The sequence below is a fragment of the Streptococcus dentapri genome (assembly GCF_042649885.1).
GTDB lineage: Bacteria > Bacillota > Bacilli > Lactobacillales > Streptococcaceae > Streptococcus > Streptococcus dentapri.
On record NZ_JBHSAC010000035.1, the window covers coordinates 61,405 to 76,685 of the forward strand.

At 41.0% G+C, this 15,281-nt stretch carries 13 protein-coding genes and 1 pseudogene; 10 read left to right on the top strand and 4 right to left on the bottom strand.

Features of this window, described 5'->3' with window-relative positions; genetic code table 11:
• Position 1: 1 nt before the first annotated feature.
• Entirely contained in the window at positions 2–1,441 is a 1,440-nt protein-coding gene (locus tag ACFOSE_RS03870; RefSeq protein ID WP_380430748.1) for a sucrose-6-phosphate hydrolase, read from the bottom strand.
• A 214-nt stretch (positions 1,442–1,655) separates the two neighbouring features.
• On the opposite strand from ACFOSE_RS03870, the gene ACFOSE_RS03875 reads away from it, so the two are divergent.
• The 3 genes from ACFOSE_RS03875 to manA all read left to right on the top strand — a co-directional run bounded on the left by ACFOSE_RS03875 (position 1,656) and on the right by manA (position 5,723).
• Positions 1,656–3,611, top strand: a complete 1,956-nt coding sequence (locus ACFOSE_RS03875; protein WP_380430751.1) for a sucrose-specific PTS transporter subunit IIBC — start codon at positions 1,656–1,658, stop codon at positions 3,609–3,611.
• A gap of 180 nt (positions 3,612–3,791) precedes the next feature.
• Positions 3,792–4,682, top strand: coding sequence for a fructokinase ScrK (gene scrK, locus ACFOSE_RS03880; protein ID WP_380430753.1), 891 nt, complete (start codon positions 3,792–3,794; stop codon positions 4,680–4,682).
• A gap of 96 nt (positions 4,683–4,778) precedes the next feature.
• The gene (manA, locus tag ACFOSE_RS03885) at positions 4,779–5,723 is read left to right on the top strand and encodes a mannose-6-phosphate isomerase, class I (RefSeq protein WP_380430756.1); all 945 of its coding nucleotides are present in this window, start codon (positions 4,779–4,781) and stop codon (positions 5,721–5,723) included.
• A 56-nt stretch (positions 5,724–5,779) separates the two neighbouring features.
• Here the strand turns inward: manA and ACFOSE_RS03890 are convergent, their stop codons facing one another.
• Positions 5,780–6,517 (bottom strand): cyclase family protein, encoded by a 738-nt coding sequence (locus ACFOSE_RS03890; RefSeq protein ID WP_380430759.1) that lies wholly within the window; start codon positions 6,515–6,517, stop codon positions 5,780–5,782.
• A gap of 264 nt (positions 6,518–6,781) precedes the next feature.
• Here ACFOSE_RS03890 and secA point away from each other — a divergent pair, with 264 nt between their 5' ends.
• The 5 genes from secA (at position 6,782) to alr (ending at position 13,286) form a co-directional block, all read left to right on the top strand.
• Positions 6,782–9,313, top strand: coding sequence for a preprotein translocase subunit SecA (gene secA / locus ACFOSE_RS03895; protein WP_380430762.1), 2,532 nt, complete (start codon positions 6,782–6,784; stop codon positions 9,311–9,313).
• 93 nt (positions 9,314–9,406) lie between these two features.
• Positions 9,407–10,438, top strand: coding sequence for a 3-deoxy-7-phosphoheptulonate synthase (locus ACFOSE_RS03900; protein WP_380430765.1), 1,032 nt, complete (start codon positions 9,407–9,409; stop codon positions 10,436–10,438).
• 1 nt (position 10,439) lies between these two features.
• Positions 10,440–11,468, top strand: a complete 1,029-nt coding sequence (locus ACFOSE_RS03905; RefSeq protein ID WP_380430767.1) for a 3-deoxy-7-phosphoheptulonate synthase — start codon at positions 10,440–10,442, stop codon at positions 11,466–11,468.
• Between the two features lie 351 nt (positions 11,469–11,819).
• On the top strand, positions 11,820–12,170 hold the full coding sequence (acpS, locus tag ACFOSE_RS03910; protein ID WP_380430769.1) for a holo-ACP synthase: 351 nt from the start codon (positions 11,820–11,822) through the stop codon (positions 12,168–12,170).
• Between the two features lie 12 nt (positions 12,171–12,182).
• Positions 12,183–13,286 (top strand): alanine racemase, encoded by a 1,104-nt coding sequence (alr, locus tag ACFOSE_RS03915; protein ID WP_380430772.1) that lies wholly within the window; start codon positions 12,183–12,185, stop codon positions 13,284–13,286.
• Positions 13,287–13,320: 34 nt separating this feature from the next.
• Here the strand turns inward: alr and ACFOSE_RS03920 are convergent.
• Positions 13,321–13,569, bottom strand: a pseudogene (locus tag ACFOSE_RS03920) (transposase); the annotation flags it as partial.
• A 331-nt stretch (positions 13,570–13,900) separates the two neighbouring features.
• On the opposite strand from ACFOSE_RS03920, the gene ACFOSE_RS03925 reads away from it, so the two are divergent.
• Positions 13,901–14,263: a TNT domain-containing protein gene (locus tag ACFOSE_RS03925; protein WP_380430790.1), complete on the top strand. Its 363-nt coding sequence runs from the start codon at positions 13,901–13,903 to the stop codon at positions 14,261–14,263.
• Positions 14,264–14,596: an Imm59 family immunity protein gene (locus ACFOSE_RS03930; RefSeq protein WP_380430775.1), complete on the top strand. Its 333-nt coding sequence runs from the start codon at positions 14,264–14,266 to the stop codon at positions 14,594–14,596. It begins immediately after the preceding gene.
• 361 nt (positions 14,597–14,957) lie between these two features.
• Here the strand turns inward: ACFOSE_RS03930 and ACFOSE_RS03935 are convergent.
• Positions 14,958–15,281 (bottom strand): hypothetical protein (locus ACFOSE_RS03935; protein WP_380430793.1); only part of this gene is annotated, 324 nt, incomplete at its 5' end.

The window sequence follows — 15,281 nt, forward strand, 5'->3', positions numbered from 1 at the left end:
ATTAATATTCTAATTCAAAGTACTTACCTGTCACCTTACCATCAAGGATTGCAATGCCAGTTTGATCTTGATTAGGGAAAACACGACCAGTGAAAACTTTCTCCCCTTTGTTGATAAAAATTTCAAAAATAGATTTGTCAATGAAGATATTAGCAGTAGTTTGGCGATTGTCAATATCACAAGAACGTATTGTTCCAAATTCCAATGCATATTGTTCGCCGGCCTGAGAGCGGTCAATGGTAATCTTTCCAGCTTTGGTGTCCACAGTGATAGTCAACCCTTTGCCATCTTTATCAGCGAAAAGGACAAATTTACTGTAGCTGTCTTGATTAAAACTGAGCTCAAGTTCATAAGTATTATTGGTTGAAGGGTAGTTATCAAAGTTTTTTTCTTCCTGACGAAGAGATGTTATGGTTTCAACTGGGTATTGATAGAGTTTCCCGTTCTTAATTGTTAATTCCTTAACCAAACTCATAGCACCTTGATAATCATACTTATCCGTTGGATAAGAAATATCAGGGAGGCCGATCCAGCTGATAGAGAGAGCACGGCCATCAGGGGCGTTGAAAGCCTGAGTAGCGTAGGTTTCAAAACCGTAGTCCAAATTTTCAATGTTAGAAGGAGCAACTAAAGTAGCTGTTTTTGTATCAAAGGCCTGTCCTATTTTATACATGTTTGGATAAATGTTGTCGTAGTCTAAGATTTTTTTATCCATACCTTGAGGACAGTAGAGGAGAACCGGCTTTTCATCTACAAAAACGAGATTAGGGCATTCGATCATATAAGATGTAGCATCGTTTTCAAAATTTAAATTGCCGATGAAGGTCCAGTCTTTGTAATTGTGATTTTCTGCCTTGTAGAGTTTGATGAAGCCCTTTTTATCTAGGCTCTGCGCTCCAATGATAGCATAGTATTCTCCTTGGTAGAAGAAGATTTGTGGATCGCGAAAATGTTCAGTGACATCATCGGGTTTGGCAATCAATGTTTGCGGAATTTTTTCGAGATGGCCCTTGCTATCCAGCAAGGCACCATTTTGATAAGTTTGGCGCTCCCAATTTTTGTTACGGACATTCCCGGTGTAAAAGATAAAAAGTTTATCTCCAAATTGCATGGCCGAACCGGAATACATACCATGACTGTCAAGAGAAGTGTTAGGGTATAAAATGGTTCCCGTTTCTTTAAAGTGAATCAGGTCAGTTGATTCAGTTTGTACCCATGATTTGAGACCATGTGCAGCACCATAGGGAAAATATTGGTAGAAAAGCTGCCACTTTCCCTTAAAATATGAAAAACCATTTGGATCATTCAGTAAACCGTGCGGAGGCTCGACATGGAAAGTCACATGCCAAGGGGAGCTAGCGGCATTGTTTTTGATTTTTTGAACTTCTGTTTCCGTCCATTCTGAGTAGGGCTTATATCTTTGTTCAACTGTTAATGTCATTATTACCTCCAAAATTAAATAAAGCATTTTATTGTACTTATATCTTACTATACATACTAGTGGTTTTTCTAGTAAAAAGCAACTCTTTACACAGAAAAATACTATTTCTGTCAAGCGCTTGACAGAAATGAAAAAACACTGTAAAATAATTGATATAATTTAGTGAAAGCGTTTCACTAAAAAGAAAAATAAATTTTGTAAGGAGACTACTATAATGGATTATAGTAAAGTTGCTGCCGATGTCATTAAGGCGGTCGGCAAAGATAATCTAGTAGCTGGTGCTCATTGTGCGACACGCCTTAGGCTGGTTTTGAAAGATGATAGCAAAGTTGATCAAGCGGCACTTGACAATAGTTCCGATATCAAAGGAACTTTCAAAATGGACGGGCAATATCAAGTTATTATTGGCGCTGGTGATGTTAACCATGTTTATGCTGAATTGATTAAGCAGGCAGGCTTGAAAGAAGTTTCAACAGAAGAAGTTAAGCAAATTGCTGCCAAAGGTACTAAGACCAACCCAATTATGGCCTTCGTTAAAATTCTGTCTGAAATTTTCGTACCAATCATTCCGGCTCTTGTTGCCGGTGGTCTTTTGATGGCGGTTAATAACATCTTCAAGTCTCCGGATTTATTCGGACCTAAATCGTTGGTTGAACAGTTCCCACAAGTTTCTGGTATTTCTCAGATGTTGACGGTTCTGTCGGATGCTCCGTTCATCTATATGCCGGTTCTCCTTGGTATTTCTACTGCTAAACGTTTTGGTGGAAATCAATATCTCGGTGCTGCTCTTGGTTTGATGATGTGCTCTCAAGAGCTGCAAGAGGTGGTAGCTAAGGCTGCTGGGTTCTCGCTTGATTGGAATTTCTTCGGTTGGACTCTCGAAGCTCATCAGTATACCTCTCAAGTTATTCCAGCCATTATTGCTGTTTGGGTGATGTGTGTGGTTGAAAAATGGTTCCATAAGCATCTCCATTCAGCGGTTGATTTTACCTTTACACCGCTCTTTACAATGATTATCACTGGATTCTTGACCTTCGCACTCATTGGTCCAGTCTTTGGTCAAGTCTCTGACTGGGTAGCTACTGGATTGGTATGGCTGTACGACACACTCGGTTTCATCGGTATGGGAATCTTTGGTGCCTTCTATACGCCAATCGTAGTTACAGGTCTTCACCAATCATTCCCAGCCTTTGAAACAATTCTTTTGAATTCTTGGAAAGACGGTCAAGGTTCAGGAGACTTTATCTTCGTTGTTGCTTCTATGGCCAATATGGCACAGGCAGCAGCAGCCTTTGCAGTCTTTGCGTTGACTAAAAATTCTAAGACAAAAGGTCTATCAAGTTCGGCTGGTGTTTCAGCTCTCCTTGGTATCACTGAGCCTGCTGTTTTCGGGGTAAACTTGAAATATCGTTTCCCATTCTTCTGTGCCCTTGTCGGTTCGGCTATTTCAGCAGCGATTGCAGGTCTCTTCAAGGTTATTGCTGTATCCCTTGGTTCAGCAGGTATCCTTGGTTTGATCTCTATTCAGGCTAAATCAATTCCATTCTACTTGATTGCTGAAGTTATCTCATTTGTAATTGCTTTTAGCATCACTTATTACTATGGTAAGACAAAAGCAGCTGATGTCTTTGCAGCTGAAGCAGCAGTAGCAGAGGCTGAAGCAGAAACTGAGTCAGCTCCAGAAACGACTGAAATTCAAGCAACAGCTCCAGTTGTTAAAGCTGAAACAATCACTGTACCAATTGATGGTCAAGCTGTTGATTTGGCTTCGGTTTCTGACCCTGTCTTCTCATCAGGTGCCATGGGACAAGGTATTGCTATTAAACCAAGTGGTAATACAGTTGTTGCGCCAGTTGATGGTATCGTTCAAATCGCTTTTGAAACAGGTCATGCCTATGGTCTCAAATCGGACAATGGTGCTGAAGTGCTTATCCATATCGGTATTGATACTGTTTCAATGGATGGCAAAGGCTTTGATCAAAAAGTAAAAGCTAATCAAAAAGTTAAAAAAGGTGATGTTCTCGGAACCTTTGATTCTGCAGCTATCACTGATGCAGGACTTGATGATACAACTATGGTTATTGTAACTAATACGGCTGACTACAGCCAAGTAACCCCTCTTGCTTCAGGAACCGTTGCTTCAGGCGCTGACTTAATTGAAGTGAAATAAATTTCCTAGCAGAGTTGGTATGAATAAGTCAAAAGGAGACTGGGACAAAAGTTCTGGCCTCCTTTTAAAAGTTCATTGTTTCGTAAAATTGGAAGATAATTTTGGAATTCTAATTGATTTATGCCCTCGATTTTTTTATAATGGAAACATAATGAAAGCGTATGTAAAAAAGGAGACGGTATGGCAAAATTGTATGGAAGTTTGGAAGCAGGCGGGACAAAGTTTGTCTGTGCAGTTGGTGATGAAAATTTTCAAATTGTTGAAAAGATCCAATTCCCAACAACAAGCCCTTATGAAACTATTGATAAGACGGTAGAGTTTTTCAAGAAATTTGAAGACCAGCTACAGGGAGTTGCTATTGGTTCATTCGGTCCGGTTGATATTGATGAAAATTCGGAGACCTATGGTTATATTACCAGCACCCCTAAACCTAATTGGTCAAACGTAGACCTGGTTGGCTTGATTTCTAAAGAATTTAAGTTGCCTTTCTATTTCACAACAGATGTTAATTCTTCTGCCTATGGGGAAGCCATAATGCGCAAGGGCGTAGAGAATCTAGTTTATTATACCATCGGTACAGGTATCGGAGCAGGAACTATTCAGCGTGCAGACTTTGTCGGTGGCGTTGGTCATACAGAGGCCGGGCATGTTTATGTTGCTCCTCATCCAAGTGATGTGGCGAATGATTTTCATGGGACTTGCCCATTTCATCGTGGCTGTTTGGAAGGTTTGGCAGCTGGACCATCACTTGAAGCCCGTACAGGCATCCGCGGTGAGTTAATTGATCAGCATTCTGAAGTTTGGGATATTCAGGCTTACTACATTGCTCAAGCTGCTGTACAAGCAACCTTACTTTATCGGCCAGAGGTGATTGTCTTTGGCGGTGGTGTTATGGCTCAGGAACACATGCTTAGACGTGTTCGTGAAAAGTTCGCAGCCCTGCTCAATGATTATATTCCAGTGCCAGACGTCTCAGAATATATTGTAACGCCAGCAGTATCTGATAATGGTTCAGCTACGCTGGGAAATTTTGCATTAGCTAAAAAAGCAGCAGAACGTCTTAGTGAATAATATAAAGCCAGTGAAGGAAAGCAACTTTTCCCTGCTGGCTTTTTTTCCACAACCAAAAGTGATAAAATGACAGTAAATAAATCAAGGAGTGAAGTCATGGCAGAACCACTATTTTTAAAGGCAACAATGCACGATAAAATCTGGGGAGGAACTCGTTTGCGTGAGGAATACGGTTATGATATTCCGACAGAAACAACAGGGGAGTACTGGGCAATTTCTGCCCATCCTCACGGTGTATCAACAGTGGAAAATGGTTCTTTTGCTGGTTTTGGATTAGATAGACTCTATCAAGAGCATCCGGAACTTTTTGGCTATCCTAACAGTACAGTTTTTCCTCTGTTGACGAAGATTTTAGATGCTAACGATTGGTTGAGTGTTCAGGTTCACCCTGATGATGCTTATGCTCGGAAGCACGAGGGTGAGTTGGGAAAAACCGAATGTTGGTATATTCTAGCAGCTGAACGAGGAGCGGAGATCATCTATGGCCATACCGCTAAGAGCCGTCAAGAATTGACTGAATTGATTGAAGCAGGTAACTGGGATCAACTGCTCACCAGAGTTCCAGTTAAGGCTGGTGATTTTTTCTATGTCCCAAGTGGGACTATGCACGCTATTGGTAAGGGGATTATGGTTTTAGAAACGCAACAATCCAGTGATACCACCTATAGGGTCTATGATTTTGATCGCAAGGATGCTGAAGGGAAATTACGTCCTCTCCATTTCCAACAGTCCATTGATGTGATGACGATAGGAAAACCACAGAATTCACATCCTGATAGACTAGCAGCGGATGATTTGACGGTTACTTTCTTGGTAGCTAATGACTTTTTCACTGTTTACAAGTGGGAAATTGATGGGACTGCTGATATGAGGCGCCTTGCGCCTTACTATCTGCTCAGTGTTATTGATGGAAAAGGTAATATTGTAGTGGATGGGCAAGATTATCAGCTCCAAAAGGGGCAGCATTTTATCCTACCCTATACAGTCGACTCTTGGAAGATCTCGGGTCAATTAGAGCTGATTGTCAGCCATATTAGTTAAGAAACTGTTAAAAGCGTTTGGGACTGTTCCCAAGCGCTTTTAATTACATCTGTTGACTAAGTCTGAGGAACGTAGGCAATCGCCCGAACTGGGGAACCGGTCGCTTTTTCCCAGTTCGGATAAGAAATGGAAATGATACTTCCAGTCGCTGGGAGCCGGTCGAGATTAGCTAAGACTTCCAACTGATAAATCCCCTGATCTAATAAGTAATATTCTTCAATAAGTGCACCGTTTTTAGCGGCAGCTTTCCCACTATCTGTATCCAAGGTTTCATGACCGATAGCTTTGACCTGACGTTGATGGATGAGAAACTCCAGAGCCTCGTGAGACCAACCAGGTGTGTGTTGCACACCATCACTGTCTAAATTTCTAAAAGCTTCTTGACTGGGCCAACGTTTGTGCCAGTCACTGCGAAAAACGACAAAGCTGCCCTCGGCAATTTCACCATACTCTTCTTCAAAGGCTAGAATATCAGCCTTACTCAGTTCGTAGTCAGGATTTTCAGCGACAGCCTGTGATTTATCAATGACATAAAGAGGAAGCAGTAAGTCTTCTAAAGCAATTTCATCCAACCAAGCTGCCTTGTCCACAAAATGAATGGGGGCATCAATATGTGTACCGTATTGTCCAACAACTGTGAACTGTTGTACATGAAAACCATCCTTGAGAGTGAAAATATCCTTTTTCTCCAGACTAGGAAGGGCTGGAAAATGAGGACTAGTCTCATTTATTTTATGACTGAGATTGACTAGCTTAGCTTTTTTGAAGGTTTGATAAGCATCTAATAAAGTCATGGGGAATCCTCCTTGGTAATACTAATGAATACCCCTATTCTAACGCAAAAGAAATCCCTTGCCTAATATTTATTAGAAAGATATTTGTATAGATAATAACTATAACAAACCTTGTACCTCTACCCTAAATAAACTAATACTTAATAACTTTTTTACTGTAATATGGATGATAATTACTGCTGGAGTTAAAGCATTGATAAATTCTTGAAGCCCTAGTTGTTTCATGATATAATAAAGCGATATAGACTATCGAAAGGAAAAGAGATGGCAAATATATTACGCAAAGTCATTGAAAATGACAGAGGCGAACTCAGAAGATTAGAAAAAATTGCTAAGAAGGTTGAATCTTATGCGGACGATATGGACGTATTATCTGATTCAGAACTTCAAAATAAGACCGAAGAATTTAAAGAACGTTATAAAGATGGAGAGACTCTGGATCAACTTTTACCAGAAGCTTTTGCGGTTGTCCGTGAAGGAGCAAAGCGTGTTCTAGGACTCTATCCCTACCGTGTGCAGATTATGGGGGGGATTGTCCTTCATAATGGGGATGTTCCAGAGATGCGTACTGGTGAGGGTAAAACTTTGACGGCGACTATGCCTGTTTATCTGAATGCACTTGCTGGTGAAGGGGTCCATGTTATCACAGTCAATGAATACCTATCTGCACGTGATGCGACCGAGATGGGTGAATTGTACAGCTGGCTTGGCTTATCGGTAGGAATCAACCTTTCGTCCAAATCTCCTGCTGAAAAGCGGGAAGCTTATAACAGTGATATCACTTATTCAACTAACTCAGAGGTTGGCTTTGACTATCTTCGTGACAATATGGTTGTTCGTAAAGAAGATATGGTTCAGCGTCCATTGAGCTACGCCTTGGTCGATGAAGTTGACTCAGTTCTGATTGATGAAGCGAGAACTCCCTTAATTGTATCGGGGCCTGTAAGTTCTGAAACCAGCGCACTCTACAGCCGGACAGACAAATTTGTTAAAACTTTGGAATCTGTTGACTATGCTATTGATGTGCCTTCCAAAACTATCGGTCTGATGGATTCTGGAATTGATAAGGCAGAGGAATTTTTTAATTTGGAAAACCTCTATGATATCGAAAATGTAGCCCTGACCCACTATATTGATAATGCGTTGCGTGCTAATTATATCATGACTTTAAATATGGATTATGTGGTCAGTGAAGGCGAGATCTTAATTGTCGATCAATTTACTGGTCGTACTATGGAGGGTCGTCGCTTTTCTGATGGTCTCCATCAAGCGATTGAGGCCAAAGAAGGTGTCCCAATCCAGGATGAATCTAAGACCTCGGCTTCCATTACCTACCAAAATATGTTCCGTATGTACAAGAAGTTGTCGGGGATGACTGGTACTGGTAAGACTGAGGAAGAAGAATTCCGCGAAATTTACAATATGCGTGTTATTCCAATCCCTACTAATCGTCCGGTTCAGCGGATCGACCATCCGGATCTCCTTTTTGCGACAACAGAAGCCAAGTTCAAGGCTGTTGTTGAAGATATCAAAGAGCGTCATGAAAAAGGTCAGCCAGTTCTGGTTGGTACGGTAGCGGTTGAAACCTCAGATTTGATTTCTAAGAAACTGCAAAAAGCAGGGATCCCACATGAAGTTCTGAATGCTAAGAACCACGCCAAAGAAGCACAAATCATTATGAATGCTGGTCAACGCGGGGCTGTTACGATTGCGACCAATATGGCTGGTCGTGGTACAGATATCAAACTCGGTAAGGGCGTGCTGGAGCTCGGTGGTCTTTGTGTTATCGGTACAGAGCGCCATGAGAGTCGCCGAATTGATAATCAGTTGCGTGGACGTTCAGGACGTCAGGGGGATGAAGGAGAATCTCAATTTTATCTTTCCTTTGAAGATGACCTGATGCGCCGTTTTGGCTCAGATCGAGTAAAATTCTTTTTGGAGCGCTTGTCGCCAGAGGATGAAGATGTCGTCATCAAATCACGGATGCTGACTAATCAAGTAGAGTCCGCACAAAAACGTGTTGAAGGTAACAACTACGATATCCGCAAACAAGTCCTTCAATACGATGATGTTATGCGTGAACAGCGTGAAATTATCTATGCCGAACGTAATGATGTCATTACGGCTGAGCGTGATCTTGGTCCAGAAATTAAGGCGATGATTAAGCGTACTATTGATCGTTCCATTGATGGTCACAGTCGTAATGCTGATGTGGATGAGGCCTTGGAAACTATTCTCAACTTTGTTCATACCAATATTTTGCCAGAAGATTCCATCACCATGGATGATTTGGATGAATGGACTTATGAAGAGATGAAAGAAGAGCTCTACGAGCGTGCTCTTGATGTTTATGAGGCCCAAATTGCTAAATTGCCAGATCAAGATTCGATTATCGAATTCCAAAAGGTTTTGATTTTGCGAGTAGTTGATAGTAAGTGGACCGATCATATTGATGCTCTTGATCAGTTGCGTAATGCTGTCGGTCTGCGTGGCTATGCACAAAATAATCCGATCGTGGAATACCAATCAGAGAGTTTCCGCATGTTCAATGATATGATTGGAGCCATTGAGTTTGATGTGACCCGTCTGATGATGAAGGCACAGATCCATCAGCAAGAACGTGAAAAAACAACTGTTCAGGCTCATACAACAGCTGCGGCTAATATCGCTGCTAAGCATCCCGGTCAAGTGGTGGATGACAAGAACCTTGATTTTACCAATGTTAAACGCAATGCCCCATGCCCTTGTGGTTCAGGCAAGAAGTTTAAGAATTGCCATGGTCGTCGCGCAGTTTAAAGCTGATTAAATATTCTGAAAGTAGATTGAAATAACGAGAGAAAATGATATAATGTAAAAAGTTATATCATTTTTATTTTGAGAGGTTAGAAGATGGCATTTATACCAGCGAGTGACAAAATTGATGTCGACAAAGTACGTCAGTTATCTAAATTAACAGGAGCTACCTTAGAGCGAAAAGAAGCTAGGGATAAGGAGCTCGAGGCGATTATTAAGGGAGAAGATGACCGCCTTCTTTTAGTTATTGGCCCTTGTTCTTCTGATAATGAAGAAGCTGTTCTGGACTATGCCCATCGTTTAGCCGCTTTACAAAAAGAAGTCAGAGATCGTGTCTTTATGGTGATGCGTGTTTACACAGCTAAGCCTCGAACTAATGGTGATGGCTATAAAGGTTTGGTCCATCAGCCTGATACACAAGATCAACCAAATTTGATTAATGGGATCAAGGCCGTTCGTAATCTTCACTACCGTGTCATCACAGAGACTGGTTTGACGACAGCTGATGAAATGCTTTATCCCGAAAACCTATCTCTGGTTGATGATCTTGTTTCTTACATCGCTATTGGCGCTCGTTCGGTAGAGAATCAGCAGCACCGCTTTGTAGCTTCAGGAATTGATGTGCCGACAGGGATGAAAAATCCGACATCAGGTAACCTCAATATTATGTTCAATGCCATTTACGCGGCTCAAACTGAGCAGAATTTCCTTTACAATGGTCAGGAAGTTAAAACATCAGGCAATCCTCTGGCTCATGCTATTCTTCGTGGGGGTGTCAATGAATATGGTAAGAACATTCCAAATTACTATTATGATAATTTGCTTGATACAATTGATCAGTATGAAAAAATGGGTTTGGAAAATCCTTTCATCATGATTGATACTAATCATGATAACTCAGGTAAGCAGTACTTAGAGCAGGTTCGCATTGTGCGTCAGACACTGATTAACCGCGACTGGAATGAAAAAATTGACAAGTATGCTCGTGGTTTTATGATTGAGTCTTATCTGGAAGATGGTCGTCAAGATCAACCAGAGGTCTTTGGCAAATCAATTACTGATCCATGCCTCGGCTGGGATAATACCGAACAACTTGTTCATGAAATTTATGAAACACTAGGAAAATAATATGGGAATACACCAAAAAAGTGAAAAAATCAATGTTGCAGAGGTTAAGCAACTCTCAAAATTAGAGGGAGAAGCCCTTGCTAAAAAAGAAGCGCGTGATAAAGAGCTGGAGGCTATTATCAAAGGGGAAGATGACCGTACGCTTTTAGTTATTGGTCCTTGTTCTTCTGATAATGAAGAGGCTGTCTTGGAGTATGCACGACGTTTATCGGCTTTACAAGAAGAAGTGAAAGACAAGGTTTTTATGGTGATGCGTGTTTACACAGCTAAGCCTCGTACTAATGGTGATGGCTATAAGGGGCTGATTCACCAACCGGATACTTCTAAAGTACCAGATTTGATCAATGGAATTGCAGCGGTTCGTAATCTGCACTACCGTGTCATCACAGAGACTGGCTTGACAACAGCTGATGAAATGCTTTATCCTTCAAACCTACCCTTGGTATCTGATTTAGTCTCTTACCATGCTATTGGCGCTCGTTCTGTTGAGGATCAGGAACACCGTTTTGTAGCGTCTGGTATTGATGTGCCGACAGGGATGAAAAATCCGACATCAGGTAATCTCAACATTATGTTCAACGCCATCTATGCAGCTCAGAATGAACAAAATTTCATCTATCACGATGCTGAGGTGGAAACCGATGGGAATCCGCTAGCTCATGCCATCTTGCGTGGTGCAACCAATGAGCATGGTGAAAATGAGCCTAATTTCTACTATGATATCCTTATCAAGGCAATTGAGCAGTATGAAAAAATGGGCTTGGTAAATCCTTTCATTCTAATTGACACTAATCATGATAATTCTGGTAAAAATTATCTGGATCAAATTCGTATTGTACGCCAAACTTTGATTAACCGTGACTGGAATGAAAAAATTGACAAGTATGCTCGTGGCTTTATGATTGAATCCTATCTGGAAGATGGTCGTCAAGATCAACCAGAAGTCTTTGGCAAATCAATTACTGATCCGTGTCTAGGATGGGATAAAACTGAAAAACTTATCCGTGAAATTTATCAAACTTTAAAGTAGAGACTCTTGTGAGGATTTATGGAATTAAGGAGTATTAAGAGAGAGTAGAACAGAACCTAAAAAATCAAAAATTTTTGGTTCGTTTTGTCGCTTTCTTATTTTCAAGCTCCAGCTTTAAACAGTCTCCCAACCGTTTGAACCTTCGAAAAGTTTGATAGCTCACAAGTTCCAGTGAAACCAGCCTGCAGTAGTTGATTGAGGTTAAAGCCTCTAATCAACTGTACAGAAAGGGAAGGCTAAGTTGATAAATTAACAAGTGTCTCTCCCAACTACTGCGCTTTGCTGGTAAATTATAAAATTAATAAACTGGGATAAAAGTGCCCAGTTTATTAATTCGGAAAGGAAGGCAGCATGATTATCGGCCATGGTATCGATCTGCAAGAGATTTCTAAAATAGAAGCAGCTTATATTAAAAATTCTGCCTTCGCTAAGAAGGTTTTGACTGATTTGGAATATCAGCGTTTCACTGCTCTGCAAGGAAAGCGTCAAATGGAGTATTTAGCCGGTCGCTGGTCTGCCAAAGAGGCTTTTGCTAAGGCTCTGGGGACTGGGATTGGCAAGTTGCGTTTTCATGATATTGAAATTGCAACCAGTGAAAAAGGTGCGCCAATCATCAGTAGTTCAGCCTTTTCTGGCCGCAGTCATGTTTCTATTTCACACAGTGCTAATTTTGTTCAGGCCAGTGTCATCTTGGAAGAATGAGAGGTTGCTAAAATGATTTCAAGTTTGCATCGCCCAACCTTAGCTAAGGTTGATTTATCTGCTATTTCATCTAATATTGAACAAATTCAAGCTCATCTCGCGCAAGGAGTGATGACTTATGCGGTTGTTAAGGCAAATGCTTATGGTCACGGTGCGGTTGCAGTATCTAGTCATGTTCAGCCTATCGTTGATGGTTTTTGTGTTTCCAATATTGATGAGGGGATCGAGCTACGTCAGTCTGGGATTCGTAAACCCATCTTGGTGCTTGGTGTTGTTTTACCTAATGAAGTCTCTTTGGCACGCGATTATCGTTTAACCTTAACAGTTGCTAGTCTCGATTGGTTGGCAAAGGCTCAAGGTCAGGGACTGGATCTGTCCAATCTGACGGTCCATATTAAGATTGATTCTGGCATGGGGCGGATTGGGGTGCGCAGTTCAGCTCAAGCTAATCAGTTGATTGCTGGTTTACGAGCAGCTGGCGCTTATGTTCAGGGAATTTTCACCCACTTTGCAACGGCAGATGAAGCTGATGACCATAAATTTCAAGAACAATTAGCATTCTTTCAAAATCTTCTGGCTGAATTAGATGATTGTCCAGAAATTGTACATGCTAGCAATTCGGCAACCAGTCTGTGGCATAGTGATGGCATCTTCAATGCGGTTAGATTAGGAATTGTTATCTATGGTCTTAACCCTAGCGGCCAAGTCTTGGAACTTCCTTATACTGTTCAGCCTGCTCTGAGTCTTGAATCAGCTCTTATTCATGTTAAACGGCTCCCAGCAGGAAATGATATTGGTTATGGTGCTACTTATACTTCAGCTGAAGACGAGTGGATTGGAACCTTACCAATCGGTTATGCTGACGGCTGGACCCGTGATATGCAGGGCTTTGAAGTGTTGGTTAATGGACAGAGATGCCCAATTGTTGGGCGTGTTTCCATGGATCAGATTACCATCAAGCTCAATCAAGCCTATCCTTTGGGAACTAAGGTGACTCTGATTGGAGAAAATGGGGATTCCAGTATTTCGGCGACAGACGTTGCTGAAAAGCGTAGGACTATCAACTATGAGGTGCTCTGTCTTCTCAGTGATCGTATCCCTCGTGAATATGAATAAAAATCAAGAGCTCTACCCCGTGCTAAATTTGGGCTCATGTCAACTGTAGTGAGTGACTTATAACTAAACATGAGAGAGTCAGACTGATTCTCTCTTTTGTAATATTTAAAGTGATAAGAATTTTAGTTTTAAAGTTTCCAAAGTCAAAAGCTTGGGGGTTGATGTCTGATGAGTTTGTTGGTAGCTTCCAATTAGCGTTAGAATAAGGCAATTCAAGGGTGTTGGTGATATCAGTTCTGTACTTTCTGAAAGTTTCAAAAACTGTTTTGAAAGTAGTGTTGACAGTTGATCTTGGAGGCCGCTATGTGGACGCTGCCCATCCTAGGGGAGTGGACCGCAGTGCTCAAGAGCTTCCTAAGGCGAGTCCTAAGATGGACACACCGGAAGGGAAAGCTGGGGAGATTAGCAGTGCCTATACTCCTGAAGCTGTTTCCCTTAAAAACGGTGAAGTTGCTTATCAATCCGCATCTCTCTCTAATGGTGAACCTATATTGGTTCGTTCTCCAGAATTTCTTGACAACTCTGGTCAGATCAAATGGCCGCTTGCGGACGGTTTTGTGACAGACAGTGCTGGCAACCCCATCACAGAACCAGCCAATCTGAAAGCTGGGCAGATGATTGACAGGTATGGTAATCCTTATGGTCGCTTTACTAGTCCACTTGAAGACGGGGAAATGCTTCGGTATGAGACTCGAGGCTTGCCCTATCCAGAGGGTTATCAACCTTATCATAAGTATGAGGTGGTTAAGGATATTACAAAGGAAAATATAGTAAAATTATATAATCAGTCTTCAAAAATTATACAAGATAAAGTATCTGTAGAAATGAAAAAATGGAATTTATCTTTTGACGATTTAGCAAATGTTCGTAAAGGGGAAATTGCTAAGGTATTCGGACAAGGAGGCGGAACTCAGATACAGTTTGGAACGAGTGTTAGTGTTTATGAGCTGCTTGGTTTATTAAAGGAGGTTGTGTAAATGGACGAAAAAAATGTTTTAAAATGGAAAAATGATATTGAACAAGAAATCAAAAAACGTAATTTTGATAGTTTACATTATGTCCTATTTGATGAAACCAAACGACTTCCTTGGGCATTTCATCTTTACCAGAAAAATGGAAAATTTTATGTTGATGGGAGAGATGATAGGTCGTATATAATTGGGCATAGTAAAGAGTATGATGATTTTGAAAGTGCAAAACAGGATTTTTTTGAAAAATTAGAACTTGTTATAGAATCTAATAAACTGAATATACAGTTAGGATTACCTTCAGAATATCCATCCCCACTATGGGATAAGACAGATGATTGAGATTGAATTATGAAGACAGCGGTAGAAGCTGATATTCAAGCACAGAAACTTGGCTTCCTTTTTATATGATTTGTTGGTTCAAAAGGTAGACTAATATGATACAATAAGCTCAGGCTAAGGTCTGAGCTTATTTTTATAGGGTCTATGAGACGCGGGTTAAGGTCATGAGACAATTGGTTCCAGTGTTTCTATTTATGAGGATTTAGGCCTGTAAGTTAGTCAACATTCGTCCTCTAAAATATGTCATTAACAAATTCAAAGATTATAGATATCAACCAGACCTTTCAACGATTTTAGAAGTCTTTGAGAGGGTCTGGGGTATGGACTGACTAAAAGAATACACGACCGAACACCCAGATGATTAAGATAAATCATAAGACGACTTCCAGTTTGGAAGTCGCTTTTTGATATTCTTATCTATATCTTGTAGTTGGTATAAACTGGTATGTAGTTTTCCTGTTTTAATGAACATGGCCATTGGAACGGAAAAACAAGAATCAATTTTAATCCTGAATCTGAGGAATATGAAGTGTATTCTACAATAAATAGGGTGAATAAGGGAAGGATTGATGCACGCTGGCAGTCGCATTCGCCCCATCAGTCGATGGCTGTGGCCTTGGGCTTGCGCGGCAGTGACGATTATGTTATGCTGGATTTGCATGAGCGCTCGCACGGCCCGCACGGC